General features: G+C 42.0%; 16 protein-coding genes. 10 read left to right on the plus strand and 6 right to left on the minus strand.

The genetic code is table 11. The features are described from left to right. Positions 1-43: 43 nt before the first annotated feature. Positions 44-3,187, minus strand: coding sequence for a TonB-dependent receptor (locus tag LZG71_RS21465; RefSeq protein ID WP_233823887.1), 3,144 nt, complete (start codon positions 3,185-3,187; stop codon positions 44-46). Between the two features lie 487 nt (positions 3,188-3,674). Continuing rightward, entirely contained in the window at positions 3,675-4,505 is an 831-nt protein-coding gene (locus LZG71_RS21470) for an aminotransferase class IV (RefSeq protein WP_233823889.1), read from the minus strand. 213 nt (positions 4,506-4,718) lie between these two features. Here LZG71_RS21470 and LZG71_RS21475 point away from each other — a divergent pair, with 213 nt between their 5' ends. Beyond that, a complete protein-coding gene (locus tag LZG71_RS21475) occupies positions 4,719-5,693 on the plus strand; it encodes a polyprenyl synthetase family protein (RefSeq protein WP_233823891.1) in 975 nt (324 codons plus the stop codon). A 58-nt stretch (positions 5,694-5,751) separates the two neighbouring features. After that, positions 5,752-6,372: a rhomboid family intramembrane serine protease gene (locus LZG71_RS21480; protein ID WP_233823893.1), complete on the plus strand. Its 621-nt coding sequence runs from the start codon at positions 5,752-5,754 to the stop codon at positions 6,370-6,372. A 72-nt stretch (positions 6,373-6,444) separates the two neighbouring features. On the opposite strand, the gene LZG71_RS21485 is transcribed toward LZG71_RS21480, so the two are convergent. Both LZG71_RS21485 and secA read right to left on the minus strand, forming a co-directional pair. Further along, positions 6,445-7,104, minus strand: a complete 660-nt coding sequence (locus LZG71_RS21485) for a phosphatidylserine decarboxylase family protein (protein ID WP_233823895.1) — start codon at positions 7,102-7,104, stop codon at positions 6,445-6,447. Positions 7,105-7,245: 141 nt separating this feature from the next. Beyond that, positions 7,246-10,596, minus strand: a complete 3,351-nt coding sequence (gene secA, locus LZG71_RS21490; RefSeq protein WP_233823896.1) for a preprotein translocase subunit SecA — start codon at positions 10,594-10,596, stop codon at positions 7,246-7,248. 318 nt (positions 10,597-10,914) lie between these two features. Between secA and LZG71_RS21495 the strand changes: the two genes are divergently transcribed. The 8 genes from LZG71_RS21495 (at position 10,915) to bshC (ending at position 22,167) form a co-directional block, all read left to right on the plus strand. Beyond that, positions 10,915-11,496, plus strand: a complete 582-nt coding sequence (locus LZG71_RS21495; RefSeq protein WP_233823899.1) for a Uma2 family endonuclease — start codon at positions 10,915-10,917, stop codon at positions 11,494-11,496. A gap of 192 nt (positions 11,497-11,688) precedes the next feature. Beyond that, a complete protein-coding gene (locus LZG71_RS21500; protein WP_233823901.1) occupies positions 11,689-11,922 on the plus strand; it encodes a PspC domain-containing protein in 234 nt (77 codons plus the stop codon). A 188-nt stretch (positions 11,923-12,110) separates the two neighbouring features. Then, entirely contained in the window at positions 12,111-13,289 is a 1,179-nt protein-coding gene (locus LZG71_RS21505) for an acetyl-CoA C-acyltransferase (RefSeq protein WP_233823902.1), read from the plus strand. Between the two features lie 102 nt (positions 13,290-13,391). After that, the gene (locus tag LZG71_RS21510; protein ID WP_233823904.1) at positions 13,392-14,402 is read left to right on the plus strand and encodes a glycosyltransferase family 2 protein; all 1,011 of its coding nucleotides are present in this window, start codon (positions 13,392-13,394) and stop codon (positions 14,400-14,402) included. Positions 14,403-14,421: 19 nt separating this feature from the next. Then, complete coding sequence (locus LZG71_RS21515) at positions 14,422-15,534, plus strand: glycosyltransferase (protein ID WP_233823906.1); 1,113 nt, start codon at positions 14,422-14,424, stop codon at positions 15,532-15,534. A 15-nt stretch (positions 15,535-15,549) separates the two neighbouring features. After that, positions 15,550-18,432 carry a putative Ig domain-containing protein gene (locus tag LZG71_RS21520; RefSeq protein ID WP_233823908.1) on the plus strand — a complete coding sequence of 961 codons (2,883 nt, stop codon included), beginning with the start codon at positions 15,550-15,552 and terminating at the stop codon, positions 18,430-18,432. A 144-nt stretch (positions 18,433-18,576) separates the two neighbouring features. Beyond that, the gene (locus tag LZG71_RS21525) at positions 18,577-20,391 is read left to right on the plus strand and encodes an acyl-CoA dehydrogenase family protein (RefSeq protein ID WP_233823910.1); all 1,815 of its coding nucleotides are present in this window, start codon (positions 18,577-18,579) and stop codon (positions 20,389-20,391) included. Positions 20,392-20,616: 225 nt separating this feature from the next. Further along, positions 20,617-22,167 carry a bacillithiol biosynthesis cysteine-adding enzyme BshC gene (gene bshC, locus LZG71_RS21530; protein ID WP_233823912.1) on the plus strand — a complete coding sequence of 517 codons (1,551 nt, stop codon included), beginning with the start codon at positions 20,617-20,619 and terminating at the stop codon, positions 22,165-22,167. Between the two features lie 48 nt (positions 22,168-22,215). On the opposite strand, the gene LZG71_RS21535 is transcribed toward bshC, so the two are convergent. Together LZG71_RS21535 and LZG71_RS21540 are read right to left on the minus strand one after the other, a co-directional pair. Continuing rightward, positions 22,216-23,268, minus strand: a complete 1,053-nt coding sequence (locus LZG71_RS21535; protein ID WP_233823914.1) for a hypothetical protein — start codon at positions 23,266-23,268, stop codon at positions 22,216-22,218. Further along, positions 23,228-23,842, minus strand: coding sequence for a hypothetical protein (locus tag LZG71_RS21540; protein ID WP_233823916.1), 615 nt, complete (start codon positions 23,840-23,842; stop codon positions 23,228-23,230). Before LZG71_RS21540 ends, LZG71_RS21535 begins: the two co-directional genes overlap by 41 nt. Between the last annotated feature and the right edge of the window lie 47 nt (positions 23,843-23,889).

A 23,889-nucleotide genomic window follows, 5' to 3' on the forward strand; every position in this document is an offset into this window, starting at 1 on the left:
TAGTCAATTAATATTTTAAAAAATCTATACTTAAAAACCAACCTTAGAATTTGACATTCAATCCGAATGTAGTTATTCTGGTTGCAGGGGTGATTCCGTTGTTAACGGCTGTACCTGAAGTTTCAGGATCAACACCATTGTGCTCCGATATAAATTTCGACCAGATTTTAGGCTGCTGAATACTTGTGAAAACTCTCAAAGATTCTAAACCCAATTTCTTTATGATATTGTTTTGAAAAGTGTATCCAAAATTGATGTTACGAATTTTTATAAAGGATCCGTCAAAATAAATCAATGTTGGACGGTATTGCGGGAATTCCTGACTGCTGAATGGTCGCGGATATGATGCGTTAGGATTATCCGGAGTCCAGTAATCCACTTTAATCTGCTGATAGCGTCCTGCAAGGGCATTGTTATCCTGATGGAAACCACTAACAATCATCTGTCCAAAACGGCCAAAAAGGAAGAAAGACAAATCAAAACCTTTGTACGAGAACCGGTTTGTAATTCCCATGCTGAAATCAGGCACGTCAGATCCAAGTAAAACACGATCCTGCGCATTGATTACCCCATCACCATTTGTATCCTGTACTTTAACTTGTCCTACACCTGCACCCAATGCATTGTTTTGATCGCCAGGATAATATTTTTTCGCTTCTTCCGCCTCAGCAATCTGCCATATCCCAACTTTCTTGTAATCAAAGAAGGAGTTAAGTGGTTGCCCTATAAACCATTTATTCCCCTCATCATCCACCTTTCCGTTATACAAAGAAATAATAGCTTCGCTATTCTTGGTAAACTGGAAATCCGTATTCCATTTGAAACCTCCTTTTGAGTTGATGTTGGTAGTAGTTATACCCAACTCAACACCCCGGTTTCTGGTCTCTCCTACGTTACGTGTTATAGCGCTATAACCGTTTGAGCCCGGAAGCTGATCGGACAATAGCAAATCAGTCGTATTGGTCTGATAGAATTCCAAAGAACCTTGCACGCGACCAGCAAAGATACCGAAGTCTATCCCGATGTTAGTAGAAGCAGAACTTTCCCACCGCAGATCTTTATTACCAATTGTGGTTGGTCTGTAACCAAATGCACCTACGTTGTCCCATGCATATACGGTTCTACCAAGTAAAGCCTGGGTTTGATAAGGAGCTACACCCTGATTACCCACTTTACCCCAACCAACTCTTAGTTTAAGCAAATCAAGCCATGGTGTACCTTTCAGGAATGCCTCATTACTCATGTTCCACCCTAAGGCAACTCCTGGAAAATTACCCCATTTTGTATTTTCTCCAAAACGACTTGATCCATCTCTTCGCAATGTCAATGTAACCAGATATTTATCATTAAAGTCATAGTTGATACGTCCCAGATACGAGCTGATTGTCCATGGAATTAAGGTGCTGCCCGGAGGCAATACCGTACTGGCATTGCCCATATTGTAAAACTGCTGTGCTTCTACCGGAACACCCTGTACATTTATTTGATAGCCTTCATATCTATCACGCTGGATAGATTGAACCAATGTCACTCCCAAATTGTGTTTGTTATTGAAAGTTTTATTGTAGGTTAAAATATTTTCAACGGTCCAGTTAAAAGCAAATGTACTGGCAGCACTGGCCTGCGATTCACCACCTTTACGAGCGTTAGTCTGCGCTCCTATGAATCTTCCCCAGCGTGAAATAGTAATATCAGGTCCAAAATTAACGCGGTACTTTAAACCATCCAGGATTTGTACTTCTGCATAAACGCTGTTGAACATTCTGTATCTCTTGATATTATCGACCTGAGCTCCATCAACAATTTCAGCCAATGGATTTGTCAAAAGAGCGTCATTTGTTGGTGTAAAATTGATACTCCCATCTTCTTTATATGGTGCACCGAGCGGGTTTTGCTGAATAGTAAAACTATATGGATTTAAAAATTCACCATTTCGGTTGCTGAACATGAGGTAAGAAGAAATTCCAACCTTCAGTCTTTTATTGATACTGTGGTCGATATTTGCTCTCAGCGATGTACGCATGTAATCAAGACCTTTGGTTATACCTTTATCCTGAAATACACCGGCAGAAATGTAGAATTGTGTTCTGTCGCTTCCGCCCTGTACACCCAATGTATGATTCTGCTGAAAACCAGTTCTTAATAACAAATCCTGATAATCTGTACTACGACCTTTCTCGATACCATCCACAACATTGGGATCACTACCAAGTACAGCAATCTTCGCATCCGCAGTAGGATCAGACTGCCCTGTTGGAACATATTTGCCATCTTTGTCGGTGTAAATAATCTGCCCCTGACTGTTTTTAGTTGATCGATATGCTTCACGTACGTATTCTGCAAATTCTGGTCCGCTGAACAACGTTAATTTATTAAGTGCCTTGGAACCCCCAAAATAGGTGTCATAAGTAACCGTTGTTTTACCTTTTACACCACCACGCTTTGTAGTTACAAGCACAACGCCATTCGCTCCACGGGCTCCATAAATGGCAGTTGCTGTCGCATCTTTCAATACTTCCATTGATTGAATATCATTGGGGTTAATATCCTCATAACCTGCCGCCAACGGAATTCCATCCACAACATAAAGAGGATCGTTTCCTGCATTAAAAGAACGACGACCACGAATAAGGATTTTAGGAGCACTACCCGGCTTGGAGCCTGACTGACTCACGTCCACACCGGCTGTACGTCCCTGCAATGCCTGCCCCAGGTTGGTAATTGGCATTTCGGTAATTTCCTTCGCCGAAACGGATGAAATTGCGCCTGTGGTTTGGCTCTTCTTCTGAGATCCATAACCCACAACCACTACTTCGCTCAGCGATTTCATATCACTTACCAGGGATATGGCGAAGGTGGACTGATTTCCTACTACTACCTCCTGGCTCACAAAACCAACTGCCGAAAAAACCAGAATCGATTTATCGTCCACAATGTCAATTTTGAACTTTCCTTCCGCATCAGAATTTGTTCCGGAACGCGTTCCTTTCAATACCACTGAAACTCCCGGAATTGGCGTATTGTCATCTGCCGACAGGATGGTTCCTGTTACAGGTCTATCCACTGTCAACTCCTTCGCCGCAGGTGGGCTTGAAGGCAGTGCATGAGCAGCGTTACCTGCGGTTAATATGCCGGTGAGGGCAAATCCGATCAGGTAACGATTAATACAGGTAAAGTTTTGTTTCATACTAACTTAGGGATTTAAAAAACTGACAAGTAATTAAATTTATGATGCCGTTGCGATATAAATTATTCAAAATAAAATTCATATAATGCAATATTAGAAAGAACATAACTTTATTGCTCAAGTAATGATTCAACCGATTGCATTAACCTATATAGAGAAAGAGTGAATGGTGGATGCCGCTATTTGCACAAAAGCAATAACAATAAAAAATGGACGAAAAGTACTATTCGAAACCCTGACATGATTTATGCATTTGAGTAGAAATAATAAAACTTTTCTACTAATTTATTTATGCAAACGTTATCGGAAACGTTTGCATAAATAAATAGACGATAAATTAATAGTTGGAATTATGTAGTCTCAGGTATACAACTACATTATAAATACAAGGGAGGAACTGAAGAATTTATTACTTTACCATGATTTAACTAAACATTGGTAATATACTATGAGTGACATATGCTAATATACGTCTGAAAATAAAGCACTATTTTCCCCATTCACTCACTAACTTTTCTAAAAGTCCTTGAAGAAATAATGAATGCCTGCCAGCAAGCCCGTTACCCACAGTATGTGTTCCGATCCGGACAATTGGCATCACCCATTTGGTCGTGCTGGTTGTAAATACCTCATCAGCACTCATCAGCTCGTCGTAAGTGACACGTCGAACCTGGATTTCGAAAAAGGGTGCAGCAAGTTCCATCACCACCTTACGGGTAATTCCTTTTAAAATGTTTGCATCAGAAGTGATCAGAACATTGTCCTTTATTATAAAAACATTACTTCTGGTTAATTCGCTTACCTCACCATCCTTGTAAAAAAGCAAATCCGAAGCTTGTTCTTCCCGCATTTTATCTGCCATGAGCACCATATGTACATAATTTGTACTCTTCACTTCCGGCAAATCACGAACGTATTCGTACGGAAGAACTTTGATACCTTTTAAGCGGCCGGCGGGATTATCCTGAGGAAGCGCTTCAGTTTTGATCAAAAAGTTGGGCTTTACTACATTCACGCTATCAGGTGCGTAACCACCCGTAAGTACGAACCTGAATGCCACTTCCTTTTCTTCTGAGAGCGCATATAAATCGGCAAGAATTTTAGCAGTCTCCTCCTGAGTTATTGCCAACGGAAGTTTTAACAATTTCGCAGAGTTCTCAAAACGCTGCCAGTAGTCATTCCACCGGAAAGGTACTCCATTGTAAGTTCGGAAATAGTCAAACAAACCGAAACCCCGTAAAAGACCGAGATCATTTGTCTTAAAAACAGGAGCATCCACAGGAATGATATCTCCGTTGAAATATTGGTAAAATGGCATGGTTGGGCAGGTTGAAGTAATGAAAACCAAAGATATTAAAATTGGGACAGAGCGAACCTCTTAGTACGAAATTGCCTTTATATATACGAACTCTACGTTCTTTTGAGATTGTCACCACTATTTAGCTACTTTGCATACATCTCAGGATATAGAGAATCGTTACTACTCATGTCATCAGCACAACCGGAAGTATGGTGCTGAAATAAACTAAAAATGATAAAAACAGAACAACTGCTGCAAACGCTTCACAGCGAATTCGATAAAAGTTCTTATGGCAACCATCCCGACGAATTATATGAACCGATCCGGTACATCATGTCTCTGAATGGAAAACGGTTTCGCCCCCTTTTAACTTTACTGGCAGCCAGCGTATTTGACGACAACTGGCAAAATGCCTTGAAGCCTGCTATGGCGGTGGAGATTTTTCATAATTTCACGCTCATGCACGATGACATCATGGATAAAGCGCCACTGCGCCGTGGCAAGGCAACTGTACACGAAAAGTGGAATGCCAATACGGCTATTTTGTCCGGTGATGTTATGCTGATAAAAGCATATGATCATCTCCTGGATATCAACCCGAATCTTTTGCGGCAGGTTTTAGCACGTTTCAACCAAACTGCTGCCGAAGTTTGTGAAGGACAACAGCTCGACATGAATTTTGAAACCCGTTGGGATGTGACTGAAACAGAATATCTGGAAATGATCCGCCTCAAAACCTCTGTTCTGCTGGGCTTCGCTCTGGAACTTGGAGGAATGACAGGCGGAGCCGATCAGGACTCTGCACGCTTGCTATATAAAGCAGGAGAAAGTATGGGAATCGGGTTTCAGTTAAAGGATGATCTGCTTGATGTATACGGAGATCCTGAAAAATTCGGCAAACAGGTTGGTGGAGATATTATTTCCAATAAAAAAACCTTTTTACTAATTGAAGCGCTGGGAAAAGCAGAAGGAGTAGAGAAAGAGGAATTGAACAAATGGATAGCTTTGGAGACTTTTGACAAAGACGAAAAAGTAAACGCCGTACGAGGTATTTATGACAAACTAGGAATCCGTGAGCTTACCGAAGCTAAGATAAGCGAGTATTTTAACAGCGGTTTTGCCTCTCTTGAGCAACTGAATGTACCAGCCAGACGCTTGCAACCATTGCTCCAATTCGTTGATCAGCTGGTAAACCGTGAGCAATAATCACAATGGTTATGCTCACATTTAAATCAATCATTCTATCATTCACTTAATATAATCCATGTCTATTACCCTCATTCTTGTCATTATTACATCGGGGATCAGCTATTATGCTTTTAATAATTATAGCTTAATGGAGAAAATGATCCTGAATCCATATAAGGTTACAAAAAGGAACGAGTACTACCGGTTTATTACCTCTGGTTTCGTTCATGCCGACTTTGGGCATCTTATCTTCAACATGCTCAGTTTGTGGTTTGTAGGTGATGGAATTGAGCGCCTTTTCGGAATGCTATTTGGTCCGAACGGCACTTTTTACTACCTCTTTTTATATATAGTTGGTATCATCGTATCTGATATTCCAACCTATCTTAAACACAGGACCAATTCTAACTATAACTCGCTGGGAGCATCCGGAGGCGTATCTGCTGTACTTTTCGCAGCTTTACTATTTGCTCCGCTGATGGAAATTTGCCTTTACTTCTTCATTTGCATGCCAGGATTTATTTTCGGTATACTCTTCCTTGGATATTCATTCTATGAAGGAAGACGAGGCAGAAGTTACGTCAACCACAGTGCACACATGTACGGTGCAATTTTCGGGATGGTGTTTATGGCTGTGGTATATCCGGCTGCTGTTCCAAACTTTTTCCAGCAGATACTGAGCTGGCGGTTATTCTAGTAATATAAATGAAAACGCCATGTTTACAGAATCACTGCAAACATGGCGTTTTCGTTTTCGTAATACGATATATTATTTCAACTCGGCAATTACAGTTACACTTCCAACCGTTTTGTCCTGCAAATTGACCTTTATTTCTGCATCCAGCGGTAAGAAAAGATCCACGCGCGACCCAAACTTAATAAAGCCCATTTCGGTGCTTTGCTCTACTTTATCTCCTTCTTTCACGTACCAGCGGATACGGCGTGCGGCTGCTCCGGCAATCTGGCGAAAAAGAACTTCTACACCCTCTGTGTTACGAATTACCACTGTTGTGCGTTCATTCTCCGTACTTGATTTGGGATGCCAGGCAACCAGATATAATCCGGGATGATATTTAAAATACTGGATCACACCGCTGATCGGGTTCCAGTTGATGTGCACATTAAGAGGTGACATAAAAATACTCACCTGCCTGCGTGGTCCTTTGAAGTATTCACTTTCAACTACCTCTTCAATCACAACTACTTTACCATCGCACGGGGCTACCACCTGGCGGTCGCTCATATGAACAACACGTGATGGTACACGAAAAAACTGTACAACCAAAAAGAAAATTACGATACTGGCAACAAGCACAATTCGGGGAATCCAATATCCGTCGGGCAACAGATACAGTATGCCCAAATTGATAAGTATGAGAACAATGGCCGTAACAGCCATAATTGTATATCCTTCTCTATGTAATTTCATTTAAGGGTAAATTTCGTTAATGTCTTGTCCCGTAAAATACAAATATCGTATAAATCCTGATTTTGTCTTTATAAAAGAGCCCCGCCAGTCACATTTTGAAAGGCAGGGCTTCTTAAAAAAACGTATTATTTTAAGACTAAACTATTCAATTACAACGCAGTCGCCGTTTTTAACTTCAAGTTCAACCTTTTTATATTTCACGTCTCTTAAAATTCGTCCGTCGCGGTACTGAACTGAAACCTTCTGATTTCTATCTGCAATTTTGATGGTACGAACTGGTTGTGTTTTCGTAGATGACTCCATTTGACGACCGTATTCACCAGGGCCGTCGAGCTCAGATTCGAAATCCTCCTCACGATTGGTATGAAGTTCGGGAGCAGGAGCCGCAGGGCGGCGTACCTGTTGAGGAACAGCAGCGGCAGCAGGAGCTGCGTCTTCCTGTGGAATATCCGCTTTCATCAGGAACGAGATCATATCAAAGTTCACCTTACTCAGGAAACGCTTGAACAACTCAACTGACTCAAATTTATATATCAATAAAGGATCCTTTTGCTCAAATACGGCATTTTGTACCGACTGTTTCAAGTCATCCATTTCGCGCAAATGCTCTTTCCATTCCTGGTCAATAAGCGAAAGCACAATAGCCTTCTCCATCTCATGCGTGATCTCACGACCATCGTTGTCAATGGCCTTTTTAAGACCAACAACAACACCCGTCTGGCGAAGACCATCGCTGAACGGTATCATTATTTCAGTAATTGTAGCTCCACGTTCAGCGTGAATTGATTGCAGTACGGGCAACGCTTTTTGACCGATCGCATTGTTTTTATCCTGATACTGAGTCTCAGCAGCGTCATACAGTTTCTGTGAACGCTCAGCCGGCTTCATAGATCCGTATTCACTTTCTGAGAATGGAAGTTCCATACCCAGTGTGGTGATAGCAGCAAGTTCCAGCTCAGCATAAGTTCCTGCTGTTGCCGAAATTTCCTCACAAACATCATATAATGTATTGGCAATATCCACAGCCAAACGATCTCCAAACAGAGCATTGCGACGGCGCGTATAGATGGCATCACGCTGATAGTTCATGACATCGTCATATTCCAACAGACGCTTACGCATACCAAAGTTGTTTTCTTCTACCTTTTTCTGAGCGCGTTCGATTGATTTGGTAATCATTCCACTCTGAATCACTTCACCTTCTTCCAGTCCCATGCGGTCCATCACCTTCGCCATACGGTCAGAACCGAACAAACGCATCAGGTTATCTTCAAGAGAAACAAAGAATTGCGAAGAACCCGGATCACCTTGACGACCGGAACGACCTCTTAACTGACGGTCAACACGGCGACTTTCATGGCGTTCTGTACCGATAATAGCCAAACCACCCGCTGCTTTCGAATCAGCGGTAAGTTTAATATCCGTACCACGACCAGCCATGTTGGTTGCGATCGTAACAGTTCCCGGCTTACCGGCTTCTGCAACTACCTCCGCTTCTTTCTGGTGTTGTTTTGCATTTAAAACCTGATGTGGAATCTTACGAAGGGTAAGCATCCGGCTGATAATCTCTGAATTTTCTACCGAAGTCGTACCAACCAGAACGGGACGGCCTGCTTCTACCAGTTCAACAATCTCATCCGTTACCGCATTGTATTTTTCACGAACCGAACGGTAAACTTTGTCTTCCTGATCTTTACGTGTAATTCCAACATTGGTAGGAACAGAAACGACATCCAATTTATAGATTTCCCAGAATTCACCCGCTTCTGTTTCGGCTGTACCAGTCATACCGGCCAGCTTGTGGTACATTCTGAAATAGTTCTGAAGGGTAACGGTAGCATAAGTCTGCGTTGCATCTTCTACACGAACACTTTCTTTTGCTTCAATCGCCTGGTGCAAACCATCAGAGTAACGACGGCCATCCATAATACGACCCGTTTGCTCATCCACAATTTTAACTTTTCCATCCATGATCACATATTCCACGTCTTTTTCAAAAAGTGTATATGCTTTCAAAAGTTGGTTAACTGTATGAATACGAGCTGTTTTTACAGAGTAATCACGAATCAGTGCTTCTTTCTGAAGAATACGTTCCTGTTCGTTTAAGGACTGATCTTTCTCGATTACATCAAGATCAACAGCAATATCTGGAAGAATAAAGAAATTGGTTTCAACCGACTCGCCTGTCAGGAAGTCAATTCCTTTTTCTGTAAGTTCAATACTATTGTGACGCTCATCTATTGTGAAATAAAGAGGTGCATCAGCAACAGGCATCAATTTTTGATTTTCTGCAAGGTGAATCGATTCGGACTCCTGCATCAACTGCCGGATTCCTGACTCACTCAGATACTTAATCAAAGGTTTGTATTTTGGCATACCGCGGTGCGCACGGAAAAGAGACAACGCTCCTTCTTTTTTATCACCGGCAGCGATTTTTTTCTTTGCTTCGTTCAGAAGATCCATTGCCAGTTTCTTCTGAGCTTCTACGATACGTGACACCCGTGGTTTCAATTCCAGATATTCCTGCTCATCTCCGCGAGGAACAGGTCCACTGATAATCAATGGCGTACGCGCGTCATCAATCAAAACGGAGTCAACCTCATCGACCATTGCGTAATGGTGCTTGCGCTGTACCAGCTCCTCCGGGGTACGTGACATGTTGTCACGCAGGTAATCAAAACCGAATTCGTTATTGGTTCCGTACGTAAGATCTGCCTTATAAGCATTACGGCGGGCAACGGTATTAGGCTGATGACGATCAATACAATCAACACTCATTCCATGGAATTCAAACAACGGAGCATTCCATTCCGCATCACGTTTAGCAAGGTAGTCGTTCACAGTAACGATGTGCACACCCCGACCAGCCAGCGCATTTAGAAATGCTGGCAAAGTAGCTACCAACGTTTTACCTTCACCAGTGGCCATTTCAGAAATTTTCCCCTGATGCAACACCACACCACCGATCAGCTGTACATCATAATGAAGCATAGCCCACTTGATCGGCTGCCCGATTACATCCCAGGTTGTATTCCAAAAGGCTTTTTCACCCTCGATAGAAACATGTGATTTTTTTGAAGCAACTTCTCTATCGAAATATGATGCTGTAACTTCAATGCGGTCATTGTCTTTAAAACGGCGCGCAGTATCCTTTACAATGGCAAATGCTTTTGGTAATATTTCCAAAAGCACGCGTTCCAGTTCTTTATTACGATCCAGCTCCAATTCATCTATTTTCTTAAAAATAGCCTCTTTACTGTCTACGTTAGGCTCATCTGCGGCTTGCGTGCGCAGAGAAGCAATTTGTTCATCTATGGATTTCAGCTCAGAAGCTATGCGGGTTTTAAGCGCTTCCGATTCAGCACGAAGCTGGTCATTCGTAAGAGAAGCCAGCAAAGCATATTCTGCATTGACCATCCCAACATAAGGGGTCAATTCCTTTAAATCCCGTTCCGCTTTGGTACCGAATAGCTTCGAAAATATTTTAAACATGATCTTTTATCTATATTTTTTATCGTTCCTTATCTCTGAAAAATATTACACCCGGCTTATCTTATGTGCCAGATTGTCAGCAAAGCTACTATTTTCAACTGCAAAAGTAATTCTTTACAAATAGTTATTAGCAAGATTCAGAATAATCCTAAGGAAAGTCTAATATTGACAGTTAGCCATGAGAGCGGTTGTAACCCTGTTCTAATATCACCTTGGTAAACTGTTCGTTTTAAATAGTTCTTTATTCAAAATGAATAGTTTTATGCATTTTGAATAATCCATAATTCGTTATATTTGAGTTGAACAAAGCATTTTGGCATGATCATCCCATTAAATCTTCCTGCAATCGAATCTTTTACCGACAATGAGCTGATGGAGTTTTGTGTAGCCAATCCGGATCTGTATGTGGAAAGGGACGAAAATGGACAACTCTTCATCAACATGACACCCACTTTTGCACTAAGCAGCTCCAACAACAGCGAACTTAATGGAGAGCTCATCATCTGGAACCGTCGTCAGAAAACTGGCAAAGTTTTGGATTCAAATGGCGCCTTCTTTCTTGCCGATTCTTCGATGCGTGTACCGGACGTAGCCTGGATCGCCATTGATCGCTGGAAAGAACTTTCCATGGCAGAAAAGAAATCGTTTCCCCGTTTGGCTCCGGATTTTGTCATTGAGCTAAAATCTGAAACAGACAACATCAATGAGTTGAAGGCTAAAATGCAAAAGTGGATTGACAATGGCGTCAGACTTGCATGGTTGGTTTCTCCTGAGGAGCAACTCACTTACATTTATCAGTCTGACTTCCCTGTTACAACCTGCTCATTTAACGATATACTTACGGGAAGCGATGTCCTGATCGACTTCTCCGTAAAACTGAGCGACATATTGGAGTATTGAATCAATGCTTTCCAGTGGTTACAAAATAATTTAGCAGCAGGAACTGCTCTCAAATGCCGATTACTCTCGGTATTTCTTCCCTAAAAAGAACCATTTCTCAAACCTACAAACCACTCATAACATTTCAGATCAAACTACCATGCATTACATAGTACCTTTGAATCAACAATAACAAACAAAACGAACATAGCCATGAACAACAATAGATTATTCCGCAATACAAACAGCAAAGTAATAGGTGGTGTAGCATCCGGTTTAGCCGACTATCTACAGATCGATGTAACAATCGTACGGGTACTTCTGGTTTTGGCAATTTTCATTCCTAAACCATTCCCAATTGTACTTATATACATCATTCTATGGGCTGTGATGCCTGCAAATACGGGACAGAAAGCTCTTGAACAAGGCCATTCTGTATCACAGTAACAGCAAGGCAACCTATTCTTTCCTAGAAAATCAATATTAAAACTCAGAACTTACTGGTATTTACAAACCATCGGAAAACAAATTCCGGTGGTTTGTTGTTTTATTTTTAATTGCTAATTTTACAAATAGTATGCAGGCATACTATTTTGCATCACTGGCAAAAATTTGAACTAAAACCAACCTTAGATATGAACGCATACATTGTTGCCGGGTACCGGAGTGCCGTTGGAAAAGCATCAAGAGGAGGATTCCGCTTTACAAGACCGGACGATCTTGGAGCAGAAGTAATTAAATACCTTCTTGACAAAATACCCAATCTTGACCCTGCACGTGTAGACGATGTTATAGTCGGCAATGCGGTTCCCGAAGCAGAACAGGGTATGCAAATGGGACGTTATGTAGCATTACTAGCACTTCCTAAAAATGTATCTGGCATAACCATTAACCGCTATTGTGGTTCAGGAGTTGAAGCTATTGCTATGGCAGCAGCTAAAATTCACGCCGGAATGGCCGACTGTATTATCGCAGGAGGCACTGAATCCATGTCTATGGTACCAACCATGGGATGGAAAACCGCTCTTAACTATGAAATTGCCCATACAAATCCTGACTATTATCTCAGTATGGGACTTACTGCTGAGCAGGTTGCCAAGGACTTCAAAATAAGCCGCGAAAAACAAGATGAGTTCGCATTCCTTTCTCACCAGAAGGCACTCAATGCCCAAAAGGAGAATATTTTCGCAGATGGTATTGTGCCTATCACGGTTAAGGAAACTTATTTTGATCAGGCTACCGGGAAGAAAAAGACAAAAGAAACGACTATAACTCAGGACGAGGGACCACGTGCAGACACGACTTTTGAAGCACTAATGAAACTAAAACCTGTGTTTGCCGCAGGTGGATCAGTAACTGCGGGAAACTCATCCCAAACATCCGACGGTGCAGCGTTTGTGATGGTAATGTCGGAAAAAATGGTGAATGATTTGGGACTCACACCCATTGCGAGAATGTTATCCTATGCCACCGCCGGAGTAGATCCGCGTGTTATGGGCATTGGACCAGTTGCAGCTATCCCGATCGCACTAAAACAAGCCGGACTTAAATTGTCGGATATTGAACAGATAGAGCTGAACGAAGCCTTTGCAGCACAAGCACTCGCTGTAATTCAGGAATTGGACATCAATCCTGAAATAGTGAATCCAAATGGAGGCGCAATTGCGTTAGGGCATGCGTTAGGATCAACAGGAGCCCGTTTATCGGTACAGCTTTTTAATGAGATGAAAAGAAGAAATCAAAAATATGGCATGGTAACTGCTTGTGTAGGAGGCGGACAAGGAGTAGCGGGCATATACGAAAGACTTAATTAAGTTAAAGTTACATATTACAGTATTTTGAAGCTCTCCCCGGCAGATGTAACAGTCTTCCGGGGAGTTTCTTTATTTTTGCCGTACAAACTTTGAAAACTATATATGGATGTATCCATTATCATCATAAACTTTCGGTGTCCGGACCTTATTCTTAATTGCATAAATTCTATTTACAAATACACACAAAATGTCAGTTTTGAAATTATAATCGTAGACAATGACCCGGAAAACGGAGGAGGTAATGTGATCAGGAATACGCACCCGGCAGTGAAATGGATTGACATGGAGTACAATGCCGGATTTGGAAGAGCAAATAACAGGGGAATGGAGATTTCTTCTGGAAAATATTTTTTACTCTTAAATGCTGATACACTTCTGACAGACAACGTGATCGGACGCTGTTTCGATCGAATGAATTCAAGAACCGACATCATGGCGTGCGGTGCGTTTCAGCATTACGAAGACGGCACCAAAATGCCATTCTATCAAAGTTTTAATGATTTCAGGCGTACTTTCTACATCCTGCCTCCGGGAAATACTTCTGATAAAATCATGCATAAATTATATCCTGAACCCAGCCATCAAGATCCTGACCAGTATGATTGGCTCGTTGGAGCGTTCATTTTTACCCGCAGGGAAGGCTTTGAACGTACCGGAGGATTCAGCGAAGACTTTTTTATGTATGGCGAAGATGTGGAATGGTCGTGGAGACTGGGATTACTGGGCAAGCTCTGTATTTTTGAAGATTGCACCTACATACATCTGGAAAACAAAAACCCTTTCAGACGGACCAACATTTCATGGATCAACAGATTCAGTACCCAAATGCAGGTTTCTAATTTGCTGTGGATCAGAAAACAGTATGGTGTGCTGCCCTATTTAATACTCATTTTTCATTACTTACTAATGATTCCTGTCGTGTACATCTGGAAGATTGTATTAAATATAAAAAACTCGGGAAATCCATTTTCAGAGCTGGGCACCCAACATGTATTTTTTAGAAAAACGGTCGTTTTGTTGAAGTACTTCTGGAAAACTTTACTAGCGCAAAAAGAGCTGTATAAGATTAAACCGTCCGAAAACATAGACCTCTTAACCTCCTCAAAAGGATAACATCATCAGCTTTTTTACCATGACAAAACCAAAACAGCGCATTCTGTTTTTTACACCGTTTGCCACGCGAACAGGATCTGAGATGATGTTGCTTTATATACTTCAAAATATAGACAGAGCACGTTTTGACGCAGGTTTGGTTAGTTTCGATAATGGGGAATTGCTAAAAGAGTTTCCTGCCGATATACCCACATTTGTGGCTCCGAAAAAATACAACCTTTTTCAGAAGGTCCAGTTTCGCATGGGTTTCAATCCAACACTGGAATATATTCGAAAGATTGGGAAAGAATTTAAAGCAGATATCTGGTACATTAATACAACAATGCTCCCGGAGGTTTATCTGATTGCAAAGGAATTCAATGTAAAGGTGATTACTCACTTTCATGAGTTACCACTCACCTACGCTTATCTAAGCAGTACAGATATGAAGAGCATCATCACAAAGTCAGATTTGCTAATCGGGTGTTCACAGGTAACTTGTGATGCGATAAGCGATGCGGGCGGAAATAATGTAAAGCTCTTGTATTCTTTCATCGATTCTACAAAAATCAAAACCGATAACCCGCGTACTGCCGAGCTTAGGAAATCCCTGGGTATACCTCAGGAGGATCACATCTGGATATTATCCGGCATGACCTCAGAGCGAAAAGGCTTTGATCTTTTACCAGAAATCGCCAATCAGCTTAACGATCCGCGTGTTCATCTGGTGTGGGTCGGCAACAAAATCGATGATGGAATGGTCTATTACACCGAGCAGAAATGCCGGAATTCCAAGTCGCAAACAAGGGTTTATTTTACCGGAAAACAAAAAGAAGATTACTACAATTATATTAATCTCGGAGATGGCTTTCTGTTAACATCCCGACAGGATCCTTTCCCGCTTGTCATGATAGAAGCTGCCTTCCTTGGAAAACCGATCATCTCATTTCCTTCGGGCGGAGCTTCTGAGTTCATTCAGGAAGGCATGGGTATTGTAACAGAAGAAATCAGCGTTAAACAAATGGTTAACGCTATGCATCTGATTATGAATAAGGAGATTTCTACAAATGCGGAGATCAGTAAGGAACGTGCAGGCGTTTTCAACATAGCAAATGGCTACGCCGACTGGATTAAAATTATGGACACCTTGTAAAGCCAACACGAGCTTATGTTTCTACTTATAAAAGACACTTTTCAGTACCAAAAAATAATTTTAGCCCTCTTTTTTGTACTAAAAAGTCTGGCTTCTTATTCACAAAATACGCCTTCCGCAAATGAAGTCGATCCTCAGCGGTATCTGGCAGTACTTTGTATGAACCTGACTGTTGAAAAAGGTCCGGAGCTTGACATCATAAGGCAAGCCAAACAGAACGGTCTCAACGCCGTATACCTCACCCTTCCCTGGGATAAAATATATCTCAACTCCCCTACCGAAACCCCAAGCTGGGCAAGGTTTGACGAGCAGATCAATTTGGCCACGAGCCTGGGTATGAAAGTCGCGCTTCGGGTTCATCTGGCGCGACACACTACGAGAATTAAGAATTTTTGGGAAATTTCTGACAGCCAGATCAGCAACTTTGACCTGCCTTTATCCGGCGGGTACAGAGATACCTTTTTTGGATTCGACAATCAGCCAATTACCAATAAAGCAATCGCTTTTGTAAAAGAAGCAGCAACACGATACAAACACCTTCAAACCGAAAAAAAATTACTTTTTGTTACTGTAACCAATACCCCGACACAGGAAGGAGAATATCCCGGAGGTATTATTATCAATGACAAAGAAGAAATTACCGTTTACGATTATTCGTCATCTATGAGGAAGGGGTTTAAGGAATGGCTGAAACCCAATTACAAAAAAATTGAAAGGTTAAATTTCTTATGGGGAACACACTACAAATCCTTTGACGAGGTTCCTCTTCCGGGTAATAGATGGGAGCCTTTTCAGTCTTTCAGACAGCGTGCTGGTAAAGATATGTATATCTACCGCCACAATGTGATGAAACAATTTGTAAATCAAATGATTGGAACAATCAAATCTGTCGATCCGGGAATTAAGTTTGTGGCTGATTACGGATCCGTTTTCGACGGCATGTCGGCAATACGGGGCACATTGGGATATAAAAGTCTCAGCGAAAAAGCGGACGGAATTAAGGTAAACGATGATTTGTTAACGCACGATCACCGCTGGTCTGTGGATATCCTCAAAAGTGACGCTCCGGCACATTTCATCACAGCAAACGAATTGTTTGTAAATGCGAGTGTTGATAACGCAACTCATCTCAAACAGCTCAATGAGAATTTTGCCCACGGTGCTAATATGGTAGCTGTAGTAATATCGACAGTTGCTTCCATGCAGAAAGCCGCTCCTTTTTTACAACAGGCATCTGCTACCTGGCTCAATCAGCCCATAACCCCGATTGTTTACAAAGATGAGGTGAGCTATAAGTTATCCGCCGCTGTGGAAAAATCAGGAGCGGGTAATGTCATTTACAGTGACTGGGCTAAAAAAGCATATGCAGACCCATCGAACCCCAAACCTGTGCGCATTCGGGTCGACGAAGATTTATTTTCTCCTAAATACTGGGACGATGCATCCAACTATGCGCCTTACGTTTTCAGGCCTATCCCAATGCAGATTATTGCTGTAAACAGAGACTTCACTTACAGATTGCCAACAGACACCTTTTCCGACGTGGATGGTACTATTGTTCGGATGGATGTATCGCTCTTGCCTTCCTGGCTAAGATATGAAGGAGGACAACTGAAAGGCAGACCGACCGTTCTGGGCGACCATCGTATTTTAGTAAAAGGTTTTGATGATGAAGGCGCTAGTTCCGAGGCTTATTTCACCATACGAGTGGATACCAGAGAAAATGCAAATAAGCCACCTGTTGTAAACACCAATTTTTCCAACCAGACCATTGCAATTGACAAGGCGTTTTCGCTTACAATTCCAAAAGATGCCTTCATAGATACGGATGGCGAAGTGACTAAGGTAGAGGTAATTGAAATGCCTTCATGGCTCAAATTCGCTAACGGAGCATTCACGGGAACTCCTACCGTGCTAGGGGAATACCGAATTTCGCTGAAAGCGTACGATGATTTGAACGCGTTTGTGGAAACCTATTTCACACTTAAAGTGGTAGAGCCGCAGTTCCTGAATAATCCTCCTTACGCGATAGGTTCCTTCCCTATCAAATATGCATCTGTTAATACGCCCTTTACATACGCCATTCCAAATGATATTTTCACCGATAGCGATGGCTATATATCATCAATCACCATTCAGAATCGCCCGTCTTGGCTGGATGTGGCACTTAATGTTATTTCGGGTACGCCTCCCGAAGAAGGCGAGCACAGGCTGATCGTAAGAGCATACGATAATTTCGGGGCCTATGCGGAAGTGCCTTTTATTATACGAGTCGAAATCCCCCGTCTGCGTTTTGAACTTGTGAAAGGAGGTAGTGCTGTAAACCAGCAGATTATCCGGCCATTACAACATGATGATGTTCTTGACCTGAAAGACATGCCGCCTTTGCTGAACATTTTCGCGTATGGAAATTTCGATTATGACCAGGTGGTATTCAGCCTTAAAGGTCCTGTAAACATTAGCTCCAAAACCATGAGATTCCCATACGCACTTTTCGAGAGCGAAGGAGGCTTTACGCCATTTGTGGGAAGGTATACACTCACGGTAACAGCAACGAATAAGGATGCCTCCATCATCTCCAACACAATGCAGTTTGGTATCTCGTACGGTGACTCACTCAATATTACAAGGGGCATAGAAGCATGGAACTTTTACCCAAATCCTGTTGAATCTGTAATCAATATAAAACTGCCTGACGAGCTGCCAGAGGCTGATATCAGATACTACGTTATCAATTCGCTCGGCAAGAAAAGTGAAATCCCTTTGGGTTATACCAATATTGATGACCACCTGGTTAACATTGACCTTCGCTCCATGCAGCTCGCATCAGGTATTTACTTTATTCATCTCGAAAGTAACGGGCAGCTTTTGAAACAATTCAAAATATTCAAAAAATAATCTCTCCATCCCAGGCATACGGTTTGAAAAAATTTAGGCAAACCGTATGCTTGCATAACAATTTATTTTGATATATTTGTGACACTATAATTGGTATGCATGCATACCAATTATCTTATATCAATAACCAAATTTCCCTTAACCATGGCCGTTGCAGAAGATAAAAAAACGTCGATTAAAGGAGGTGAATTCCTGATAAAGGAAACATCTGCATCACAAATTTTTATTCCTGAAGAGTTTAGTGAGGAGCAAAAAATGATCGCCGACACGTGTCGGGATTTTTTGAAGACAGAGATATGGCCACGGTTAGATGAGATTGACCAGGCTAAAAGTCCGGAATTGATCGCTTCTCTTATGGACAAGGCAGGTGAACTCGGTTTGTTAGGAACGGTGGTACCGGAGCAATATGGTGGATTTGGGATGGATTTTAACACCTCTATGCTGGTTGCCGAAGCAACTGGTGCGGGAAATTCATTTTCAGTAGCTCTTTCCGCACACACGGGTATTGGTACATTACCAATCCTGTATTATGGGAATGAAGAGCAAAAACAGAAATATCTTCCGAAGCTCGCTTCCGGAGAATGGAAGGCGGCATACTGCCTTACAGAGCCGGATTCTGGATCCGATGCAAACTCCGGAAAAACCAAAGCCATACTGACCTCAGATGGTAAACACTACAACATCAACGGGCAAAAAATGTGGATTACCAACGGTGGATTCGCAGATGTGTTCATTGTTTTTGCCAAAATAGAAGAAAACGGACAAACTGATAAAAACCTGACCGCATTCATTCTGGATAAAACCATTACCGGTATAACCATGAATGAGCCGGAGCATAAGATGGGTATTAAGGGCTCGGATACAAGACAGATATTTTTCAATGATTGCCTCGTTCCAGTCGAAAATATGCTTTCTGACCGAGGCAACGGTTTCAAAATAGCTGTGAATATCCTGAATATTGGCCGAATCAAACTGGCTGCGGCGGCTTTGGGTGGATCTAAAAAGGTTGCACAACAGGCTATCAATTATGCCAATGAGCGCAAGCAGTTCGGTGTGTCCATTTCAACTTTTGGAGCTATAAAGCACAAGCTTGCTGAAATGGCAGTCGGTATGTTTACAACCGAAGCTGCGGCTTATCGCGTTGGTCAAAGTATCGACGACATTACCGCTTCCCTTCTTGAAAAGGGAATGCCGGAAGCAGAAGCAAAACTCAAAGCACTGGAAGAGCTTGCCATTGAATGCGCCATTATGAAGGTACACGGCTCCGAAGTACTTGACTATGTTGTGGATGAAGGTGTGCAGATTTATGGCGGAATGGGTTTCTCGGCAGACGCACCAATGGATCGCGCTTATCGTGACAGTCGGATTAATCGTATTTTCGAAGGTACCAACGAGATAAACCGGCTGCTGGTGGTGGATATGCTTCTGAAACGAACCATGAAGGGCCAACTGGACTTGATGACTCCTGCAATGGCAGTAGGAAAGGAAATTATGTCGATCCCGGATTTTAGTGCAGATGAGGATGATACCATTTTTGCAGCAGAAAAGAAGGTTCTGAAAAATCTTAAAAAGGCTGTTTTGATGGTTGCGGGAGCTGCGGTTCAGAAATTCATGACCAAACTTTCGGACGAACAGGAGATTATCATGAACCTGGCCGACATGGTTATAGAAACATATGCGGCTGAGTCGGTATTGTTACGCGTGGAAAAACGAATAGGGCTTACCGGAGAAGCAGCAAATGGATTGTACAAAGATATAGCAACGGTGTATCTGAACCGGGCAGTAGAAAAAACGAACAATGCCGGCAGATCGGCGATTACCAGTTTTGCAGAGGGAGACGAACTTCGTGTGATGCTTATGGGTCTGAAAAGATTTACCAAGATAGAACCTGTCAATCTTAAAGACGCCCGCCGCAGAATAGCCGACAAGCTCATTGCTAAAAACGATTACACATTTTAAAATATAAAAATATTCCGGGTAACACCGGCGCAACTAAAAACCAAAACGTTATAAGGAAAGCCGGGGCTGCATCAGTTCCGGCTTTTTAGTTATACATAATGAAGCCCCTGCTTCTTCGTTAAGTTATTGACCAATCCCGAACTTTAACGATATTTGCAGGGTTTCATTTATACTCAAAAAACAACCACGTTGGATTCTCTACTGACTACTGAAAAACCACCTTTCATGACTCTTAAAAAAGTGGATCTGCGTAATACAGGGCAGTTTCCGGTATTATTGCTCGACTACCTTGACCAGAAAGATTCTATTAAAGAATTTTATAGTACTTACCCTACAATTGAAAATGCTGAGAAGGTAATTTCCGAAAGAGCAGCGTTTGATCCTGCTAAACGCCGCACTTTGGTGGATGTGCTTGAAAAGCAGTACAAAGGCAGCGCCCATAAACCCGATTTTACCTCCTTGCTGGATGCCAATACTTTTACAGTAACAACTGGTCACCAGCTCAATATTTTCACAGGACCGCTTTACATTATATATAAAATTGTTACCACCATTAAGTTGGCCAGGGAATTGAAACAGGCCTATCCGTCCTGTAACTTTGTACCGGTTTATTGGATGGCAACGGAAGACCACGATTTTCAGGAAATAGCCTCACTTCATCTGTTCGGACAAACTTATAAATGGGAAGGTGAACATTCGGGTGCAGTTGGTCGTTTGGACCCAAAGGAACTTGAAAGCATCCTTAAACTTTTGCCGGTTAAACCATTGCTATTTGCAAAGGCATATCTCGAAAACAATACCCTAGCGGATGCCGTTCGATGTTATATGCATGAATTATTCGGTCAGGAAGGCCTTATTTGTATTGATGCCGACAATACTGATTTAAAACGTCACTTTCTCCCTGTAATCCGGCAGGAACTAACAGACCCGGTCGCTGAAAAAATTGTTGCAGAGACAACATCCAAGCTATCCTCTCTGGGATATCACACCCCACTTCACGCAAGAGAAATTAATCTTTTTTATTTACAGGATAACCTGAGAGAGCGCATCACGCGGGAGGGAGACGTATTTAAGGTGTTAAACACGGATCTGACTTTTACGCAGCAGGAAATATTACAACAGGCAGAAGAGCATCCTGAATATTTCAGCCCCAATGTTGTATTGCGGCCATTGTATGAGGAAATAATCCTGCCCAATCTTGCCTATATCGGAGGACCGTCAGAAGTTCCCTATTGGTTGCAGCTTAAAGGCGTTTTCGACCACCATCAGGTTCCGTTCCCGATGCTTATTCCCCGTAACTTCGGGATGTATATTAAAGCTTCTCAAAACAACAAGCTTCAAAAACTTAATGTTAGTCACGACGAGCTTTTCCTTGATCAGGTTGCGCTGAGAAGAACTTTTGTTGAGAGAAACACAGTAAATGTGTTGTCTCTGGAAGAGCAAAAGTTGGCTTTCACGAATGTCTTTGACGGAATTCTGGACAAGGCCCTTGCCGTTGACAAGACCATGGAAGGAGCTGTGAAAGCTGAACAGGCAAGATTGGTTAAATCACTGAAAAATCTGGAAAAACGCATTCGCAGAGCAGAAGAAAGAAATCATGAATCCGAGATTGATCAGCTATTGAACCTGCAAAACAAATTGTTCCCGAACGGAACCGCCCAGGAACGTTATGACAATTTGCTAAGCTTTTATATAGACGACTCTTCCTTTATAAATAAGCTATTCGACGTATTCGAACCTCTTGATTTTAAGTACTTTATATTGATTGAAGATTAAAGCAAAGTCCGGCCAATAGTAATTTTATTTAAGATCAGACTGGCAATGTCAGTCTTTCAGCTTCACATCTCCATAGGTTGAAATTACTGTGATTTTGGTACCAGACCCGGATCCTATTTTCCCCTGATATTGTCTCACTTTGTGGTGGCGATCTTCTTTCGCAGGCTGTTGTGTAAAGTTTACATTATCAGACGGATAACTAAAATCTCCATAAGTAACAGTCACGTTAAACCGATTCGCCTCAGCTGGAAGGGTTACGGAAGAATAAGCGGCTTTTATATTTACATTTTCGGCTGACTTGGTCAATTCGTCAATCTTGAAATTGCCTGAATAATTCAGTTTGATATTGGTAAGTCCACGTATGGTACCAATTTTCACACCAGAATAATCAATATCAGCTTCCAGATCCTTTACATCACCAATACTAAGCTCCCCAAACTTATTGTTAAGAAGTAACTTGGTTACGTGGTCGAGCCGTACATTCGAATAATGACTTTCCAATTTACCTTCATCCATTTTCCCAATACGGGCATTTCCGTAGCGGACACCAATCGTGTTATTGGTTCCCGATAATGAGGTCGCTGAAAAAGTACCGTTACGACAATCGACAATCAACGGAGCCAGGAATGAGGGAATGTCCGTGTTGCCGAACTTATTCTTCACAACCAAAGCATTTTCCTTGGGCATGTAAACGGTATAATCAATCTGGATAAAGTTCTTTTCTCCTCTTCGGTTGGTCCAGCTGTTAGAACCAAATTGCCCTCTGTCTATCACCGTTACCAGATTGATCTTATTCTTTTCCCGATTTTCTTCAATATTTACAGCACCTAAATACTGGGCTGCACGGCTATCTGACGGAGCATTAGCAGTAATAACGATCTCCACTTTAATCTCCTTTTTTGCCCACAGATTAATTTTCACCTGACCAAACTGGTTGTCCACCAAAAGCATATCCTGGTCTTTTACATCAAATACTTTCACAATATTTCTGCGCTTCTCTATAAGCCCGGCAGGGTCCGGATCGGTTGCATACACTGCATAAGGCAGCATAGCAACCAGACTATATAACAGGTGAATTACTATTTTCTTTATCGTAGCCATTTTTGACTTGATTAATACGTTGTAAAATTTTTATCTGCTGATTGAGAAGATCTACCTGCCATTGCAGGTTCTGAACCATGGCTTGCAGTAAAGCCTCCTGATTGGGAGCATCCGACAGGTTGGATCGCAGGTTTCCATAACTGCTTTCCAGACTTTTCAAATCTGCCGAAAAGTCTTTGTAAAGCTCCGGATTGTTTCGGGTGAGTTTGATTATCTCATCCCTCTTCTCATTAATAGCCACATTATAGGCATTAAATTCCTTTGCATATCCCGGCACTTTCAAGGCAACGCCCGGATCCCGGGTTACGCCATATTGCTGGTTGAGATATACCGCAAAACCAATACCCAACGCTAGAAATATACCTGCTGCAATGCGCCAATTGAAAAGGGCATTACCATTCCAGAGCTTTAAGGTTTTATTGTTTTTGGGAAGTTCCGCAGGTGTTGCTTCACCTGGAATTTTACTTTCGATGAGCGCCCACAAATTGTCCTGTGGCAAGAAGCTGTCAAATCCGTCTTTGTTATCCCGCACAAACCTCTCCAGACGATCTTTTTTATCAGAATTCTTTTTCATTTGTAACTTACTGGTAAAGTGTAAATGTTTTGCCTCAAATTTTCATG

The organism is Dyadobacter sp. CY312, assembly GCF_021390535.1.
Classification (GTDB): domain Bacteria; phylum Bacteroidota; class Bacteroidia; order Cytophagales; family Spirosomataceae; genus Dyadobacter.

Coding starts and splice junctions, on each gene's coding strand:
- LZG71_RS21495 (WP_233823899.1), top strand. CDS start 10,915: ATGATCATCCCATTAAATCTTCCTGCAATCGAATCTTTTACCGACAAT.
- bshC (WP_233823912.1), top strand. CDS start 20,617: ATGACTCTTAAAAAAGTGGATCTGCGTAATACAGGGCAGTTTCCGGTA.
- LZG71_RS21465 (WP_233823887.1), bottom strand. CDS start 3,187: ATGAAACAAAACTTTACCTGTATTAATCGTTACCTGATCGGATTTGCC.
- LZG71_RS21525 (WP_233823910.1), top strand. CDS start 18,577: ATGGCCGTTGCAGAAGATAAAAAAACGTCGATTAAAGGAGGTGAATTC.
- LZG71_RS21515 (WP_233823906.1), top strand. CDS start 14,422: ATGACAAAACCAAAACAGCGCATTCTGTTTTTTACACCGTTTGCCACG.
- LZG71_RS21500 (WP_233823901.1), top strand. CDS start 11,689: ATGAACAACAATAGATTATTCCGCAATACAAACAGCAAAGTAATAGGT.
- LZG71_RS21510 (WP_233823904.1), top strand. CDS start 13,392: ATGGATGTATCCATTATCATCATAAACTTTCGGTGTCCGGACCTTATT.
- LZG71_RS21470 (WP_233823889.1), bottom strand. CDS start 4,505: ATGCCATTTTACCAATATTTCAACGGAGATATCATTCCTGTGGATGCT.
- secA (WP_233823896.1), bottom strand. CDS start 10,596: ATGTTTAAAATATTTTCGAAGCTATTCGGTACCAAAGCGGAACGGGAT.
- LZG71_RS21475 (WP_233823891.1), top strand. CDS start 4,719: ATGATAAAAACAGAACAACTGCTGCAAACGCTTCACAGCGAATTCGAT.
- LZG71_RS21535 (WP_233823914.1), bottom strand. CDS start 23,268: ATGGCTACGATAAAGAAAATAGTAATTCACCTGTTATATAGTCTGGTT.
- LZG71_RS21485 (WP_233823895.1), bottom strand. CDS start 7,104: ATGAAATTACATAGAGAAGGATATACAATTATGGCTGTTACGGCCATT.
- LZG71_RS21480 (WP_233823893.1), top strand. CDS start 5,752: ATGTCTATTACCCTCATTCTTGTCATTATTACATCGGGGATCAGCTAT.
- LZG71_RS21505 (WP_233823902.1), top strand. CDS start 12,111: ATGAACGCATACATTGTTGCCGGGTACCGGAGTGCCGTTGGAAAAGCA.
- LZG71_RS21540 (WP_233823916.1), bottom strand. CDS start 23,842: ATGAAAAAGAATTCTGATAAAAAAGATCGTCTGGAGAGGTTTGTGCGG.
- LZG71_RS21520 (WP_233823908.1), top strand. CDS start 15,550: ATGTTTCTACTTATAAAAGACACTTTTCAGTACCAAAAAATAATTTTA.